Raw genomic sequence first — 15,409 nt, 5'->3', positions numbered from 1 at the left:
CAAACTGGTACTTTCACCAAACCTAATTCAAATATTTCAACTCCATTTCTAATGGCTGCAACCACTGACAAAGCCGCGCCCAACGTCGCTGCGGAGAAAATGAAAGCCCTCCAGCTGACGCTTGACAAGCTGGACAAGAACTACGGCAAGGGCACGGTCATGAAGCTGAGCGACAACAAGGTGACGGATGTGGAAGTCATCAGCACCGGTTCGCTGGGCCTCGACATTGCTCTCGGTGTGGGTGGGCTGCCCAAAGGCCGCGTGGTCGAAATCTATGGGCCGGAGTCGTCGGGTAAGACGACGCTAACTATGCACTGCATCGCCGAAGCGCAGAAGAAAGGTGGCATTGCGGCCTTCATCGACGCCGAGCACGCCTTTGATAAGAGCTACGCTGAGAAGCTGGGCATCGATACCGAAAACCTGCTCATCGCCCAGCCCGACAATGGTGAGCAAGCCCTCGAAATTGCCGACCAGCTGATTTCATCCGGTGCCATCGACATCATCGTTATTGACTCCGTAGCCGCCCTGGTACCCAAAGGCGAACTGGAAGGCGACATGGGCGACTCGAAAGTGGGCCTGCACGCCCGCCTCATGAGCCAGGCCCTGCGCAAGCTCACCGGCACCATCAACAAAACCGGCTGCTGCTGTATCTTCATCAACCAGCTGCGTGAAAAGATTGGCGTAATGTTCGGCTCGCCCGAAACCACCACCGGTGGTAACGCGCTGAAGTTCTACGCCTCCGTCCGCCTCGACATCCGTCGTATCGGCCAGATCAAGGAGGACAAGGACAACGTAACCGGTAACCGCACCAAGGTGAAGGTGGTGAAAAACAAAGTAGCCCCGCCCTTCAAGGTGATTGAGTTCGACATCATCTACAACGAAGGCATCTCGAAAGTAGGTGAGATTCTGGACCTGGGCGTGGATATGGGTATCATTGCCAAGTCGGGCTCCTGGTTCTCCTACGACGGCAACCGCCTGGGCCAGGGCCGTGAAGGTGTGAAAACCGTGCTCCACGACAACCCCGAGCTGGCCGACAAAATCGAAGCCCAGATTCGGCAGATGGTAAAAGGTGAGCCCGAAGCCGTGCTGGCCGCCATCCCCGAAGACCGCACCGTTGACGAAGACGACGACCAGGAATAAGCTCTAGCTTTATTGTCTCTGAAAAAAAGCCCCATCGAAACTCCGATGGGGCTTTTTCGTGGTGAGCTCTCTCCTTTTTCATTTCGCGCATCAAGCGACGTAGGGGGCCGGGAGGTGAGGCAATGGCAGGGCTTTGGAGAGTCTGGGCTTTGTGAGAGGTAAAAGGACAGCTTGCGTCGTCCTGCGGCCTCGCAATGACAGCTCATCAACACCCTTATTCCACCATTTCACACCCCGCACCTGAGCTGTAATTCCGTGTATATTTGCTGGCACCGCATTTGAGAAGGAACCGGCTGTACTCCTTTTTGCCGCTATTCATGAACCGCCGCTGGCTCTGTTTCCCTGCTTTGCTCTTGCCGCTGGCAGCCCTGCTTTTCGCTTTCGGCCCTTTCGATGCTCCGCGTTCCATCCCCAACAGCAGCTTTGGGCGGGGCGAAGTGCTGCACTACAAAGTACACTACGGCCTGATTAACGCCGCCGACGCCACCATCGAGCTGTCCGACGATATTCACCGCGTCAACGACCGGCCCTGCTACAAGGCCACCGTTACGGGCCGCACCATTGGCTCGTTCGACTTCTTTCTGCGCATCCGGGACACCTGGCGTTCCTATATTGACACGACCAGCATCTTGCCCCAGAAGTTTTTCCGCAACATCGAGGAAAACAACTACCGCAAAAAGGAAACCGTCGACTTCGACCATTTGAAGGACCTGGCCCAGGTGGAAAGCCGCAAGAAAGACAAGGACGAGCCCAAGCGCGGCACGTTCAAAGTGCCCAACAACGTGCAGGACATCGTGAGCGGCTTCTACTTCCTGCGCACTCTCAACTACGACCAGCGCCGCGTGGGCGAGGTCATCAAGGTGCAGGGCTTTTTCGACGAGGAGGTGTTTAATATGGACGTGACCTACCGGGGCCGCGAAACCGTCGAAACCAAGGCTGGCGTCATCCGGGCCATCCGCCTCACGCCCAAGATGCCCAGCAATAAGCTGTTCCGCGGCGAAAACGCCATTTCCGTCTACCTCTCCGACGACCGAAATAAGATACCAGTGCTCATCCAAGCCGAAATGTTTGTGGGCTCGGTCAAGGTAGACATGTACAAGTACCACGGCCTCCGAAACCGACTGAATCTGGTGGCTAAGAACTGACACTTGCGAAGCGGCTCCCATTGGGGGCCGCTTTCTTTATCACAGATTATGCAGATTAAATGGATAACACAGATTCTTTCAGCCAGAGCATCAGCACGTTCTGGTCCTGCGCTGGCTTGTTCGTTCCTGACTTAGGAATCAGCGAAATCAACATAATCTGCACAATCTGTGATTAACGAAAACGTAACACGCCGCGCCCGCCGCCCGGCGGTACTTTTGTCCTCGCGCATTTTGTTCTACCCCAAACCTCTCCGGCCTGTGCAACTATCCTCCTCCCCCACGGCTTACAAGATTCTGGTAGTTGACGATGACCCCGACATCGTGGAGCTGCTGGAGTACAACCTGCGCAAAGAGGGCTACGAGGTAGCCTCCGCCCCCGACGGCCGCAAGGCCCTGGAGGTGGCCCCGCAGTTCGGCCCCGACATCATCCTACTCGACGTGATGATGCCCCACCTCGACGGCATCGCCGCCTGCCGCCAGCTGCGCGACATGCCCAAGTTCAAGGACACCTACATCATCTTCCTGACGGCGCGGGCCGAGGAGTTTTCGGAAGTGGCCGCCTTCGAGGCCGGCGCCGACGACTTCATTGCCAAGCCCATCAAGCCCCGGGCCCTGATGAGCCGCTTGGCCGCCTTCGTGCGCCGCGACAAAGACCCCCAGGCTCAGTCCGACACCATCGAAATCAACGGCCTCAAGATTGACCGCACCGGCTTTGCCGTGTACCAGGAAGGCCGCAAGATTACGCTGCCCAAAAAGGAGTTTGAGCTGCTGGCTTTCCTGGCGGCCTCGCCCCACAAGGTCTTCGGCCGCGACGAGCTGCTGCAAAATATCTGGGGCAACGACGTGTTTGTGCTGGCCCGCACCGTGGATGTGCACGTGCGCAAAGTGCGCGAGAAAGTCGGCGACCACCACATCCAGACCATCAAAGGCGTCGGCTACAAGTTCAACACGGACAATTGATTTCAATTAAAAATTAAGAATTATAAATTAAAAATTGGTTGTTGAACGGCTCCGTCCAGAATTATTAAACAACCAATTTTTAATTTATAATTCTTAATTTTTAATTCCTTCCTATGCGGCTGAACATTTCCTCCCGCGGCATTGCCATTCTGCTGTCGTTGCTGGTAGCTAGCGTGCTGACGGCGTTGGCTTGGGTGGGGCCCACGCTGCCGCTGCGGCAGGGCGTGCTGGTGGCGGGCATTACGGTGGCGGCCTGCTTTCTGCTCATGTATTTGATGTTTGAGGCTCTGATTTTTCGGGAAATCAACAACATCTACGAGGGGCTGGAGCACATCAAGCGCAAGGAATTCCGGCGCATGTCGAACAAGTTTCTGTTTCGGCCGGAGCCGCTCAAGCGCATGCGGGAGGAAATCCTGGACATGGCCCTGCGCAAACAGCACGAGATTGACGAGCTGAAACGCCTGCAAGCTCTGCGCCGCGAGTTTCTGGCCGACGTGTCGCACGAGCTGAAAACGCCCATCTTCGCCGCCCAGGGCTTCGTGCACACCATCCTCGACGACGAAGACGCCGACGAATTCACCCGCAAGAAGTTTCTCCAGAAAGCCGCCGCCAGCCTCGATGCCCTCGACGCCCTGGTGCAGGATCTGGTGACCATTTCCCAGCTCGAAAAAGGCGTGGTGCGCATGCGCCGCCAGAGCTTCGACATTGTGCAGCTAGTGCAGGACATTTTTGAGCAGCTGGAGCTAAAAGCCGCCCAGCGCCACGTGCACCTGGAACTGGACGCCACCGCCCCGCCCGGCGGCTCCCTGCGCGTGCTGGCCGACCGCAACCGCATCCGGCAGGTGCTCATCAACCTGATTGACAACGCCATCAAATACGGCCGCGAAAACGGCCACGTAGTGGTAAGCGTGGCCGAAAGCGGCAAAGGCGTGCGCATCAGCGTGCGAGACGATGGCGAGGGCATCCCGAAGCAGCACCAAAACCGCATTTTCGAGCGGTTTTACCGCATCGACAAGAGCCGCACCCGCGAATCCAGGGAGGCGGGAGGCTCGGGCCTGGGCCTGGCCATCAGCAAGCACATCGTGGAAGCCCACAAATCCACCATCCGGGTGCGCAGTGAGCCTGGCCAGGGCACCACCCTGGAGTTCAAGCTCCCCAAGCCTAAGCAGAAAGAGGTGAATAGTGATGAGGTAGTGGGGTGATGCAGTAAATAGTGACAGGTGACAAGTGACAGGTAAGAAAGACCGTCATGCTGAGCGGAGGCGCAGCCGTAGTCGAAGCATCTCTACCGCGAGCTGACTCCTGACGCTTATTCAACGAAGCAGTAGAGATGCTTCGACAAGCTCAGCATGACCGTTTATCCTGTCACCTGTTACCTGTTACCTGTCACCTCACATTCTATCACCCCACCACTTTACCCTACCTTTGCAGCTTCTTATGAAGCTACCCGCCTTTTCTGAACTGATTCTGTTTGAGGACGAAGATTACGTTGTCCTGAATAAACCGCCATTTCTGGCTACGCTCGACGAGCGGTTTGGCGGGGCGCAGAACATTCTGCGCCTAGCGCGGGAGCACTACGACGATATCCAGGCCTGCCACCGACTTGACAAGGAAACTAGTGGGGCCCTGGCCCTGGCCAAAAACCCTGCGGCTTACCGCCACCTGGCTATGCAGTTCGAGAACCGCGAGGTGAAGAAGGTGTACCACGCCGTGTCTTGGGGCGTGCACGAGTACGAAGGCCTGCGCGTAGACCGCAGCATCGAAACGACTACCAAGGGCAAGGCCCGCCTGGCCTACAAAGGCAAGCCCGCCGTGACGCTGGTGCGCACCCTCGAAACCTTTGCCCGCCATACCCTGCTGGAGTGTATGCCCATCACGGGCCGGATGCACCAGATTCGCCTGCACCTGATGTACTTGCAAGCCCCCATCGTGGGCGACACCGTGTACGGTGGCGAGGATTTTTACTTGTCCTCGCTCAAGAAGAAGTTCAACATGAAGCAGGGCGAAGAGGAACAGCCTTTCATTAAGCGGTTTGCCCTGCACGCCGCCCAGCTCACCTTTGCCCAACTCAACGGGGAGCCCGTCACCATCCAGGCCCCCTACTCCAAAGACTTTCGCGTGCTGGTAGACACGCTGCGGCAGTACAAGTAGAGAAGTGAGACAGTGGGAGGTGAGAAGTGAGACTTCATTCATAGACATGAGACCATGAGACATGAGAAGTGAGACTTCGTTCTGTTGGGCTAGCGCCGTTATAACAGAGTCTCACTTCTCATGTCTCATCATCTCATGTCTATTCTAGATCAATGCCTTGCAAATTAGAGGAAAGGCGGTAACTTTGTGTCCGTTTTTCCCGAACCCTGTTCGGCTTCTTCTTCATTTTCAAACGCTTATCCTCCTCCCCAATGGATCATCTGAGCTTCAAGACGGTATCCGTCAACAAAGCCAACGCCAACAAGGGCTGGGTTGTGGTTGATGCCGCCGACGCCCCGCTGGGCCGGCTAGCCAGCCAGATTGCCAACATGCTGCGTGGCAAGCACAAGCCCTCCTTTACGCCCAACTCGGATTGTGGCGACAACGTCATCGTCATCAACGCCGACAACCTGCGCGTGACTGGCAAAAAGATGACCGACAAAATCTACATCACCCACTCGGGCTACCCCGGCGGCCAGAAGCGCATCAACCTGCGCGACAAGAAAGCCAAGGACTCGACCCGCGTGATTGAGCACGCCGTGCGCGGCATGCTGCAAGGCAACCGCCTGGGCGCCGAGCAGTTCCGCAACCTGTTCGTGTACAAAGGCACCGAGCACCCCCACCAAGCGCAGCAGCCCAAAGCTGTTTCCCTGACCAATCTCTAAGCCGCCCGTCGGCCTCTCTTTTTAATAACCCTTCACTTAATGGAAATCTCCAACACCTCTGGTAGAAGAAAAACCTCGGTGGCCCGCATCTACATGCAGGCCGGGCAAGGGAATATCACTATCAACGGCCGGGAAATGAAAGCCTATTTTGGCAATGAACTCCTGGAAAACATCGTGAACCAGCCTTTGGCTATCGTTGAGCAAGTAGGCCAGTACGATATCAAAGTCAACGTGCGCGGTGGTGGCATTGCGGCCCAGGCCGAAGCCATCCGTTTGGCCATCTCGAAAGCCCTCGTAGGCGACAACGCTGAGGTGCGCCCGGCGCTGAAGAAAGAAGGCTTCCTGACCCGCGACCCGCGCATGGTGGAACGCAAGAAATTCGGCAAGCGCAAAGCCCGTCGTTCGTTCCAGTTCTCGAAACGTTAATCTTCCAGAGGAAACTTTATCATGGCTCAGTCCACCACCTATAAAGAACTGCTTGATGCCGGTGCCCACTTTGGTCACCTCACGCGCAAGTGGGACCCGAAAATGGCGCCGTACATCTTCATGGAGAAGAACGGCATCCACATCATTGACCTGAACAAAACCCTGGTTTCGCTGGACCAGGCCGCCTCGGCCATCCGCAACATTGCCAAGAGCGGCCGCAAGGTGATGTTCGTGGCCACCAAGAAGCAAGCGCAGGAAATCGTTTCGGAAGAGGCGAAGCGCCTGAAAATGCCGTACGTGACGGACCGTTGGCTGGGCGGCATGCTCACCAACTTCGCCACCGTGCGCAAGTCGCTGAAGAAGATGAGCACCATCGACAAGATGGTGAAGGAAAACACGGCCTACGCCGCCCTCGCCAAGCGCGAGAAGCTGATGATGTCGCGCGAGCGGGAGAAGCTAGAGCGTGTGCTGGGCGGCATTGCCGACCTGAGCCGCCTGCCCGCCGCCCTGTTTGTGGTGGACGTGAAGCGGGAGCACATTGCCGTGAAAGAAGCGCAGAAGCTGGGCGTTCCGGTATTCGCCATCTGCGACACGAACTCCAACCCCGAGCTGGTGCAGTTCCCCATCCCGGCCAACGACGACGCCTCGAAGTCCATTCAGCTTATCGTAAACGTAATCGGCAAGGCCATTGAGGAAGGCCTGTCGGAGCGTAAGGTGGACAAAGAGGACGCCGATAAGAAGCAAGCCGAAGAAGAAGGCATCCAGGAAAAGCAAAACGCTGACGAATAGGTCCTTTTCGGAAAAGTGAGAACTGAGAAGTTAGAAGTCAGAGCTTCGGGGAGTTAACCTATTCCGGCTCGGCTTCTAACTTCTTCTTGCTTCTACGTAGTTGGTAGTAGGTATTGGGTAGTTGGAAAAGATAACAACCAATGCCCGATACAGCACCTTGCCTCTGGTGCTACGCTGCTTAAAAGAAGCCAGCTTACTACTTACTACTATCTACCTACTACTTAACAGCTCTCAACTCTAAGTTCTACTAAAAGAATGGCAGCAATTACCGCCGCAGACGTGAACAAGCTCCGCACCATGACCGGCGCGGGCATGATGGATTGCAAAAAAGCCCTGACCGAAGCCGACGGCGACTTCGAGGCGGCTCGTGACATTCTGCGCAAGCAGGGCCAAAAAATTGCCGACAAGCGTTCGGAAAATGCCACGGCCGAGGGTGTAGTGCTGGCCGCCGTGAGCGAAGACGGTACCACGGGCAAGCTGGTGGCCCTGGCCTGCGAAACCGAGCCCGTAGCCAAGGTGGCCGATTTCCGCAACCTGGCCCAGCAGATTCTGGACGCCGCCGTGAAAACCAACGCCGCCACGAAAGAAGAGCTGCTGGCCGCTCCGCAGCAAGACGGCCGCTCCCTGCAAGAGCACATCACCGATTTGATGGGCAAAATTGGGGAGAAACTGGACGTAACGGCTTATGAAAACCTGACCGGCGAGAAAGTAGCTTCCTACATCCACTCCGACAACAAGAAAGGCGTACTGGTGGCCCTGAAAAACGTGGGCGGCGCCGACGTAGCCGCCGTGGGCCGCGACGTAGCCATGCAGATTGTGGCCATGAAACCGGTTGCTCTCGACAAAGACGGTGTAGACGCCGCTACCATCGAGCGCGAAATCGAGATTGGTAAGGAGCAAGCCCGCGCCGAAGGCAAGCCGGAGGCTATGCTGGAGAAGATTGCCCAAGGCAAGCTGAACAAGTTCTACAAGGAAAATACCCTGCTGAACCAGGAGTTTGTAAAAGACAGCTCCCTGACCATTACTCAGCTGCTGGATAAAACCCAAAAAGGCCTGACCATTTCGGACTTCAAGCGCGTAGCCATCGGATAAGCATCCGCTTGAGTATCTAAAAAAGGCCCGCTGGCAATATACCAGCGGGCCTTTTTGTGTTGACGCTACGGCGCTGCTGACTTTGGTTTATTCATTTCAATGTGCATCTTCGTCATCATGTCCAAGTAATTCTCCAACGGCTCCATGCCGATGGCGGCGCGGCGCTGGTTGACGTGGGCGGGGTCGCGCAGGGACTTGGACTTGGCTTTGACAGCGGGCGTGCCCACACCTTCATACATTACCTGAGTACCATATTCTTCAGGTTGACCAGCGTTAACGGCCACGCGGTCGGTAAGGTAGGCATAGTTGACGGGGCTGGCGTTTTTACGCTTCACCTCGGGTAGCATTAGCTTGAGTATGTGACGCTGGAAGTCGGGGTGGGCGTCGGCGTGCTGCACCAGTAGCCAAAAGTTGCCAGAGCTTTTTTCGCCTACCTGCCGGAAGCCGGGGTAGCCGACCTGCTGCACAATTTTCTCCGGGACGGGCTGGTGGCGGGCATAGTTTTCTTTTTCTACGTCTACCAAGTTTCGACCGGCGCTATCGGGAAGCTGCTGAAACATCCGCTGCATCGGCCATTGGTCAACATAGGCCAAGCTGTCGAGGGTTTTGCTCAGCCTGGGATATAGCACGGGACTCGTCTGAGCCAATATCCGCTCACTACAACTAACTAATAGTAAGGAAAGGATAATACTACTGATTTCATAGGAAGGGCTGTGAAGTCTAAATATACCGCTGATTGCCGATTTACTGCCCGTGCATGTGCATACGGTAGCTTCGCACCCGCGCCTCGGCGTTCTGGCGGATGTTGAAGTAGAACAGGGCGTAGTCGACGATATGGAAGGAATGGCGCAGCTCGGGGCGGCCTGGCAGCAGGAAGCGGGGGTAGCCTTCGCGCTGGGGCGGGTGCACCCACACCAGGCCGTTGTGCACCTTGGCGTCCACGATGCGCTTGTCAACTTTATTGAAGGCGTAGGGCACGCCGCCCAGGTTCAGCCAAGGCGGGGCGGTGGCCGTGTCGCGGATCCAGGTGAGCGGGTTGACGGCTACGCCGCCCACGAACGGCTTGTACTCGTGGCCCCACTCCACGGTGTTCCAGCTTACGTAGCAGCCGGTTTGGGTTGAATCTTCGCAGGGCCGGAGCACCTGGTACTCGTCGGGCTGCACGTGGTAGCCGACAAGGTAAGCCGCTACCAGCTGGCGTCGCAACTGGGGGTCTTGGTCGAAAAACTCGCGCAGCAGGCGGGTGGCGTGGTGAGTGCCCTGGCTGTGGCCGGCCAGGATGATGGGGCGGCCGTGGTTGTAGTGGCCGAGGTAGTACTGAAAAGCCTCTTTCACGTCCTGGTACGCCACGTTCAGCGCCTCCTTGCCGTTGGGCGACTGGGTGTCGAAGAAGGAGTACAGCGTGGCCTGGCGGTAGCGTGGGGCGTACACGCGGGCGGTGCTGTTGAACACCGAGGCCTGCTTGCGGATGGTGCTGGCATCGGTGAGGCGGTTGGTTTTCTCGTCCTGGAGGGAAGCGTTCCACTGGGCCCGGCCGAAGTAGGTGGTCGGGTGCACGAAAAACACGTCGGCGGGGGCGTCGCGCTGCCGGTCGCGCAGGCGGGTATTGCGCGGCACCACGTCGGCCGAGTCGCGCCGGTCGGGCAGGGCGGCCCAGTTGTCTTCCATGCTGTAGTCGGGCGCTTCGGGTAGGCGAGCGGCCGTGAAATGCTGCCGCGGCCGAATGACGCCCAGGCAGGAGCCGAGCAGCAGCGGCAACCCCAGCAAGACAAAGGGACGAGTAAACACAGGGCAGAGCAGAAGGAAACGGCTACACACCAACGTACGCCCCGCGTGGCAGGCAGCGCGGGAGGCCGGCCGGGGCTGAGCCGTAAAGTTACTCGCTGAACGTGTTTTCCAGCAGCTTTTCCTGGCGCAGGTACACGATTTTAAAGTTCTTGTCGAAGCGCACCCGCACCTGGGCCAGGGTTTGCTGGTGCTGCTGGCGCGACTGCCGGAACGCCTTGCTGCGCTCCTGGAACGTAACCACCCGCGACCCATCATTCAGGGGCGGGCTCACGCTCAGCGTGCCCGGCTCCACCTTGGTTTCAGCCTCCAAAAACTCCGGGAAATGCGACTTGGCCAGCTCGTCGTTAATGGCGGCCGGGGTGGTGTTCTGCAGCAAGTAAAACCGCTCGACGCGGGGCGCAAAGTACGTAGTCGCCGCAAACGGGGCAGCTTGCAGGTCGGAGTAGTAGGCACTCAGAATGCCCTCAATGCGGGCCTGCGCGGCGCTTTCGTCGGCCGGCGACGGAGCAGCGGGAGTTTCTTCGGCCGGAGCCGGAGTAGCCGGAGCGGTACTTGCGGCGGCGGTATCGGCGGGGGCAGTAGCTGCGGGCGGTACTACGGGCGCCACCCGGATGGTTTCGGGCGCGGCAGCGGGCGGCAGGTCAATCTGCTCGGCCTGGGGGCCGGTTTCGGGCTGCACGGCTACTGAGTCGGCGGCGGTAAGCGAGGTGCTGGTCAGGCGCTCCGACTCCCGGCTGCCCAGCATCAGGTAGGCCACCAGGGCCAGCAGGGCCACAATGCCCCCCACGATAAGTACCGTGGCCAGCGGACTGCGGGCCGGAGCCGTGTACGGAGCTTCTTCTACCTCCTCTATTTCCGGCAGCTCACGCGCAGTGGGCGGGGGCATGGTCTGGTCCTCGGTGCTGGGCGAGCTGGCCGGGCGGCCGGCTTCTAACGGGTGCGTAAGGCCGGGCTCGGCCGTGGGCGGGGTGGGTGGTGGGGCCAGGGACGGCTCCGGAGTCCGGGCCACGTGCACCACGGGCGGCAGCAGCGGGTCCTCTACCGGGGCGCTGGTGGTGGGCGTAAGGGCGGGACTCGTGGGGAGTACCGTGGGAGCGGCCGGAACAGTGGAAGCGGCGGCATCGGGGAAGAGCAGCTTGCGCTTCAGGGCTTCAAACTCCTGGGGCGTGATGGTGCCGGCATCCAGCCATTCCTTGAGCTGGCGCAGGGTGTCGAGAGGAGAAGAATCTTTTTCCATGCGGATAAAACAGCCGCCCGAGGCGGAGCACTGGTGGTTATTTCCGGTCGAGGGTGACGAGGCGGGTGCGGCGGCGTTCCAGCTGGGCCTTACGCACGTCCATGAGCCGGGCGTTGTCGAGCAGCTTCACCGAGTCGGCGGCCGATTTTAGCTTGTTGTCGGCGTTTTGCTTTTTGAGCTGCTCTATTTTTTCGAGGTTGCTTTTGGTGTTGCTAGCCAAGCTTACGCGTTCCTTCTCCAGGCGTTCTTTTTCTTTCTCAGCTTCGCGCAGCTGCTTTTCGGCTTCGGCAATCTGCTCCCGGTACGCCTGAAGGCGGGCGGCGCTGGCGAAGCTTTGGGCGAGGTTACGCAGGGAGCTGAACTCAGAGGGCGTACCGGCCGCCGATAGGAAAGAATCGGGCCCCAACGCGGCCCACACCGCCAGCTCGGCCACCGAGTCGGAGGGCGCCGTGACGGTGGAGTACAGGTCGAGCAGCTTGCCCGACACGCTGGACATGGGTACCTGCCGGGCCACTAGCAGGTCCTTCTTCCCCACCCCCAGCACCCCGTCGCCCTTGAGACGGATTTTGTAGGTGTCTTTCAGCCAGGACTGCCAGAAGTCGCGGGTCCACTGCGCGGTGCCGTCTATCTGCACTTTCACCGCCTCCCGCTCCCGCTTGTCCACGTTGACGCTGCTGGGGCGCGCCTCATACAGTTGGGCATAGGCGGCCGGCGCCAGGCTCAGGAGCAGCGACAGGGAAAGCAAAATGCGGAAAAGAGTTGCCACGAAAAAGAAAGGTGATGAGGTAAAGGGTGACAGGTGACAAGTAACGGGTAGATCGTCATGCTGAGCTTGTCGAAGTATCTCTCCCGCTTCGTTTACATAATTGAGTTAGCCCGCGAGAGAGATGCTGCGACTTCGCCTCCGGCTCTGCTCAGCATGACGCACGTTCGGGTAGTTTTATAACAGTTGAGCTTCATTTCGACTTTATTTACTCTCAGACTTGAAGTCTGAATGCGGGGCCATGTCTTGCGTACCGGGGACTACAGGCCGTGCCGGTCGAAAGCGGCTTGCAGGTCGTGGTGCATGGCAGCGAAGCGGCGCACGGCGGCATCCATAAATTCCTGGTCCAGCAGCAGATGGATGTCGTCCTCGCCGGTCAGGTCCAGCTCGCTCACCTTGTAGGTTTGCTCCAGGGGGCCTTTTTCCAGCTTGATGAGGTACTTCCCGTTCCAGGAGAAAAGGGTGATTTTGGCTTCGGGATGGGGAATGATGGCAAGCTGACGCATGGCAAAAGGCGCAACAACAAATAAACGGACGAAGATAGGCAGCGGGCCGCAACGCCGGCCGCTACCTCGACATAACACCCTGTTGGACGCGTCGTACACCCGTTTACGCACGTTTACCTTCTTTCACCTAACCTTTCTCAAGACTATGCCACAAGGAGACAAATCGGCCTACACCGACAAGCAGAAGCGGCAGGCTGAGCACATCGAGGAAAGCTACGAAAAGCGGGGCCTGTCCGAAGAAGAGGCCGAACGCCGGGCCTGGGCAACCGTCAACAAACAGGATGGCGGCGGCAAAAAAAGCGGCTCCGGCCGCAAAAAGTAGCCCTACTACCAGTCTTTACTACCACTGCGCCTTCGGCTCGGCCCAGCCCACACCTATACTTTTCAGCTGGCCGACTGGGGGCGCAGTGCGTACTAGCGGGCCATAATCACCCAGAGCGAAGCCGCCGACACCACCACCCAAAGCACCACGCCCTGCACCAGCGGCCTAGCCCCCACCGCCCGCAGCACCCGCCCCGACAAGCCTGCCCCAATCAGAAACAGCGTGACGGTGAGCCCCATTTTAGCCAGCCCTACCACTACGGGCGCGGCGGTGCGGAGGCCCGGCGAATACGTATTCAGAAGCACTACCCCCACAAAGCCCAGGATAAACCACGGCAGCTGCACACGCGCACCGGGCGTGCGAAACACCAGGGCCGTGCCCAGGGTTACAGGAATAATCCAGAGGGCGCGGGCCAGCTTCACGGTGGTGGCTATGCGCAGGGCTTCGTCGCCATAAGCCGTGGCGGCGCCTACTACCGAGCTGGTGTCGTGGATGGCAATGGCGGCCCACAGCCCAAACTGGTGCTGGCTCAGGTGCAGGGCGTGCCCGATGAGCGGGAAGAGAAACAGCGCCACCGAATTCAGCAAAAACACCGTACCCAGGGCCACTGACAATTGCCCTTCCTCGGCCCGCACCACCGGCCCCACGGCCGCAATGGCGCTGCCTCCGCAAATGGCGGTGCCGCTGGCAATGAGGTGGGACGTGCGCCGGTCAATGCCCAGCCAGCGGCCCAGTCCGTAACCCAGCGCCAGCGTACCGATAATGGAGGCCACGGCCAACCCCATGCCCTCACGCCCGGCTTGCAGGGCCTGCTCCGCGTTCAGCCCAAAGCCCAGCCCCACCACCGACCATTGCAAAAGCCGACTGGTGTACTGCCGGCTCCGGGCCGCGTACGGGTTGCCGAGGCCCAGCGCCACCAGCAGCCCCAGCGCCAAGGCCAGCGGCGGGGAGCCCACCGGCAGCCCGCACACCAGCAGCGCCAGCCAGAATCCTGCTTGCTGCCCGGTCAGCCGCCAGGGTCCCACGTGTACCACCGGCCGCATAAGCCAAGGAGTTGCAGTAGGCAGCGGACGAGCGGGGGCAATTTTCACGGGAGCAGCAGGTTTGTCGGACGACAAAGCTACGGCTGCCTATTGCCGCGTGATAATCAAAAAAGCTTATAAGGTATTACCTAAGGTTATTATGTGGTAGACTCTTGGCTGAAAGCAGCGGCGGCGTAGCGCAGAAACCGTTGCGCTTGATTGGACAAAGGTTGGCCCTGCACCCACACCGACTCGAAGCTGCGCGTAAGGCGCAGGCCGGCTACGGGCAGCACTTCCAGCCGGCCCGCGGCCAGTTCCATGCCCAAGGCCCGCCGCGACACAAAGCCCAGGCAGCCGGGCGCCGCTTCGAGGTAGGCTTTAATGGCCTCGGTGTTGTCGAAATAGAAGGCCACGGGCAGACTGGCCAGGCTGATGCCGTGCTCTTTCAAGGCAAACTCCAGTACTTCCAGCGTGCCCGAGCCCCGCTCGCGCAGCACCAGCGGGCTGCGCAGGGCCTCGGCCAGCGGCAAAGGTGACGCAGGCAGACCGGCGGGCGTGGCGCAGCGCACGGGCAGCAGCTCATCTTCCAGCAGCAGCTCGTAGTGCAGGTCGCGGGTGTGGGCGCGGCCCTCCACGAAGCCCAGGTCGAGGTAGCCGTGGAGCAAGGCCTCGGCAATCTGCTCGGAGTTGCCGTTGAGCAAGGTGAGCTGCACCTGGGGGTAGCGCCGCTGGAAGCCGGGCAGCAGGGGCGGCAGCACGTACTGGGCCAGGGTGGTGCTGGCACCCAGGCGCAGGCGGCCGGCGGCTTCGTCGTGCAGGGCGTAGAGGCGGTCGGTGAGCTGCTGGTGCAGGGCTTCCACCTCGTCGGCGTGGTGCAGGAGCAGGCGGCCGGCCTCGGTGAGGCTCACGCGGCCGGCGCGGCGCTCAAACAGGCGCTGCCCGTAGCTGCGTTCCAGCTCCCGGATGTGCTTGGTCACGGCTGGCTGGGTGATGTACAGCTCCTGGGCCGCCTTGGTGAAGCTCAGGTGCCGGGCCACCGACTGAAAAACGCGAAGTCGAAAATCGGGCATAGGTGGGGCGCGTCGCACGCGCCCGCCCAGCCGGACGACGTTGGCGCCAGGCACGAAGGTCGGCAATGCGCCGGGAAGCTTTATCCTGTCATGGGCACCTTATGCCAGGTTGCAGGACAGGAAGCCTATAGCCCGTCCTGCTCCATCTGGCGTCCGCCTGTCGAAGCATCTCTCCCGCTTCGTCCTCACGATTGAGATTAGCCCGCGGTAGAGATGCTTCGACTCCACCTCTGGCTCCGCTCAGCATGACGGTCTATTTGGTCAACAAAGAAGCATTTTTACTGATTGGCCAGA

17 protein-coding genes are annotated in these 15,409 nt (G+C 59.5%); 10 read left to right on the top strand and 7 right to left on the bottom strand.

Features of this window, described 5'->3' with window-relative positions; genetic code table 11:
- The first annotated feature begins 51 nt into the window (after positions 1 to 51).
- From recA to tsf, 9 genes are all read left to right on the top strand, one after another.
- Positions 52 to 1,140, top strand: coding sequence for a recombinase RecA (recA, locus tag OIS53_RS18590; protein WP_264680073.1), 1,089 nt, complete (start codon positions 52 to 54; stop codon positions 1,138 to 1,140).
- Positions 1,141 to 1,457: 317 nt separating this feature from the next.
- Positions 1,458 to 2,285 (top strand): DUF3108 domain-containing protein, encoded by an 828-nt coding sequence (locus OIS53_RS18585; RefSeq protein ID WP_264680072.1) that lies wholly within the window; start codon positions 1,458 to 1,460, stop codon positions 2,283 to 2,285.
- A gap of 258 nt (positions 2,286 to 2,543) precedes the next feature.
- Positions 2,544 to 3,245, top strand: coding sequence for a response regulator transcription factor (locus OIS53_RS18580; RefSeq protein WP_264680071.1), 702 nt, complete (start codon positions 2,544 to 2,546; stop codon positions 3,243 to 3,245).
- A 113-nt stretch (positions 3,246 to 3,358) separates the two neighbouring features.
- Complete coding sequence (locus OIS53_RS18575; RefSeq protein ID WP_264680070.1) at positions 3,359 to 4,447, top strand: sensor histidine kinase; 1,089 nt, start codon at positions 3,359 to 3,361, stop codon at positions 4,445 to 4,447.
- 235 nt (positions 4,448 to 4,682) lie between these two features.
- Positions 4,683 to 5,396, top strand: a complete 714-nt coding sequence (locus tag OIS53_RS18570; protein ID WP_264680069.1) for an RluA family pseudouridine synthase — start codon at positions 4,683 to 4,685, stop codon at positions 5,394 to 5,396.
- A gap of 251 nt (positions 5,397 to 5,647) precedes the next feature.
- Positions 5,648 to 6,100 (top strand): 50S ribosomal protein L13, encoded by a 453-nt coding sequence (gene rplM / locus OIS53_RS18565; RefSeq protein WP_264680067.1) that lies wholly within the window; start codon positions 5,648 to 5,650, stop codon positions 6,098 to 6,100.
- Between the two features lie 39 nt (positions 6,101 to 6,139).
- Positions 6,140 to 6,526: a 30S ribosomal protein S9 gene (gene rpsI / locus OIS53_RS18560; RefSeq protein ID WP_264680066.1), complete on the top strand. Its 387-nt coding sequence runs from the start codon at positions 6,140 to 6,142 to the stop codon at positions 6,524 to 6,526.
- Positions 6,527 to 6,547: 21 nt separating this feature from the next.
- Positions 6,548 to 7,315: a 30S ribosomal protein S2 gene (gene rpsB, locus OIS53_RS18555; protein WP_264680065.1), complete on the top strand. Its 768-nt coding sequence runs from the start codon at positions 6,548 to 6,550 to the stop codon at positions 7,313 to 7,315.
- Between the two features lie 255 nt (positions 7,316 to 7,570).
- Positions 7,571 to 8,407, top strand: a complete 837-nt coding sequence (gene tsf / locus OIS53_RS18550; protein WP_264680064.1) for a translation elongation factor Ts — start codon at positions 7,571 to 7,573, stop codon at positions 8,405 to 8,407.
- A 65-nt stretch (positions 8,408 to 8,472) separates the two neighbouring features.
- On the opposite strand, the gene OIS53_RS18545 is transcribed toward tsf, so the two are convergent.
- The 5 genes from OIS53_RS18545 to OIS53_RS18525 form a co-directional block, all read right to left on the bottom strand.
- The gene (locus OIS53_RS18545; RefSeq protein ID WP_264680063.1) at positions 8,473 to 9,000 is read right to left on the bottom strand and encodes a DUF6624 domain-containing protein; all 528 of its coding nucleotides are present in this window, start codon (positions 8,998 to 9,000) and stop codon (positions 8,473 to 8,475) included.
- 151 nt (positions 9,001 to 9,151) lie between these two features.
- Positions 9,152 to 10,195 carry a DUF3089 domain-containing protein gene (locus OIS53_RS18540; protein ID WP_264680062.1) on the bottom strand — a complete coding sequence of 348 codons (1,044 nt, stop codon included), beginning with the start codon at positions 10,193 to 10,195 and terminating at the stop codon, positions 9,152 to 9,154.
- Positions 10,196 to 10,283: 88 nt separating this feature from the next.
- Complete coding sequence (locus OIS53_RS18535; protein ID WP_264680061.1) at positions 10,284 to 11,432, bottom strand: SHOCT domain-containing protein; 1,149 nt, start codon at positions 11,430 to 11,432, stop codon at positions 10,284 to 10,286.
- 37 nt (positions 11,433 to 11,469) lie between these two features.
- Positions 11,470 to 12,198 (bottom strand): glutathione S-transferase family protein, encoded by a 729-nt coding sequence (locus tag OIS53_RS18530; RefSeq protein WP_264680060.1) that lies wholly within the window; start codon positions 12,196 to 12,198, stop codon positions 11,470 to 11,472.
- Positions 12,199 to 12,455: 257 nt separating this feature from the next.
- On the bottom strand, positions 12,456 to 12,701 hold the full coding sequence (locus tag OIS53_RS18525) for a hypothetical protein (RefSeq protein WP_264680059.1): 246 nt from the start codon (positions 12,699 to 12,701) through the stop codon (positions 12,456 to 12,458).
- 145 nt (positions 12,702 to 12,846) lie between these two features.
- On the opposite strand from OIS53_RS18525, the gene OIS53_RS18520 reads away from it, so the two are divergent.
- Positions 12,847 to 13,023, top strand: a complete 177-nt coding sequence (locus tag OIS53_RS18520) for a hypothetical protein (RefSeq protein ID WP_264680058.1) — start codon at positions 12,847 to 12,849, stop codon at positions 13,021 to 13,023.
- Between the two features lie 92 nt (positions 13,024 to 13,115).
- Here OIS53_RS18520 and OIS53_RS18515 read toward each other — a convergent pair whose 3' ends face one another.
- Positions 13,116 to 14,114 carry a YeiH family protein gene (locus tag OIS53_RS18515; RefSeq protein WP_264680057.1) on the bottom strand — a complete coding sequence of 333 codons (999 nt, stop codon included), beginning with the start codon at positions 14,112 to 14,114 and terminating at the stop codon, positions 13,116 to 13,118.
- An 89-nt stretch (positions 14,115 to 14,203) separates the two neighbouring features.
- Positions 14,204 to 15,115 carry a LysR substrate-binding domain-containing protein gene (locus tag OIS53_RS18510; protein WP_264680056.1) on the bottom strand — a complete coding sequence of 304 codons (912 nt, stop codon included), beginning with the start codon at positions 15,113 to 15,115 and terminating at the stop codon, positions 14,204 to 14,206.
- Between the last annotated feature and the right edge of the window lie 294 nt (positions 15,116 to 15,409).

The organism is Hymenobacter sp. YIM 151500-1 (assembly GCF_025979885.1).
GTDB lineage: Bacteria > Bacteroidota > Bacteroidia > Cytophagales > Hymenobacteraceae > Hymenobacter.
This window is presented reverse-complemented; position numbering and strand designations above follow the sequence as displayed.

Excerpts from the sequence above, each read along its gene's own strand:
- recA (WP_264680073.1), top strand. The coding sequence starts at position 52 with ATGGCTGCAACCACTGACAAAGCCGCGCCCAACGTCGCTGCGGAGAAA.
- OIS53_RS18585 (WP_264680072.1), top strand. The coding sequence starts at position 1,458 with ATGAACCGCCGCTGGCTCTGTTTCCCTGCTTTGCTCTTGCCGCTGGCA.
- OIS53_RS18575 (WP_264680070.1), top strand. The coding sequence starts at position 3,359 with ATGCGGCTGAACATTTCCTCCCGCGGCATTGCCATTCTGCTGTCGTTG.
- OIS53_RS18570 (WP_264680069.1), top strand. The coding sequence starts at position 4,683 with ATGAAGCTACCCGCCTTTTCTGAACTGATTCTGTTTGAGGACGAAGAT.
- rplM (WP_264680067.1), top strand. The coding sequence starts at position 5,648 with ATGGATCATCTGAGCTTCAAGACGGTATCCGTCAACAAAGCCAACGCC.
- rpsI (WP_264680066.1), top strand. The coding sequence starts at position 6,140 with ATGGAAATCTCCAACACCTCTGGTAGAAGAAAAACCTCGGTGGCCCGC.
- rpsB (WP_264680065.1), top strand. The coding sequence starts at position 6,548 with ATGGCTCAGTCCACCACCTATAAAGAACTGCTTGATGCCGGTGCCCAC.
- tsf (WP_264680064.1), top strand. The coding sequence starts at position 7,571 with ATGGCAGCAATTACCGCCGCAGACGTGAACAAGCTCCGCACCATGACC.
- OIS53_RS18535 (WP_264680061.1), bottom strand. The coding sequence starts at position 11,432 with ATGGAAAAAGATTCTTCTCCTCTCGACACCCTGCGCCAGCTCAAGGAA.
- OIS53_RS18525 (WP_264680059.1), bottom strand. The coding sequence starts at position 12,701 with ATGCGTCAGCTTGCCATCATTCCCCATCCCGAAGCCAAAATCACCCTT.
- OIS53_RS18520 (WP_264680058.1), top strand. The coding sequence starts at position 12,847 with ATGCCACAAGGAGACAAATCGGCCTACACCGACAAGCAGAAGCGGCAG.
- OIS53_RS18510 (WP_264680056.1), bottom strand. The coding sequence starts at position 15,115 with ATGCCCGATTTTCGACTTCGCGTTTTTCAGTCGGTGGCCCGGCACCTG.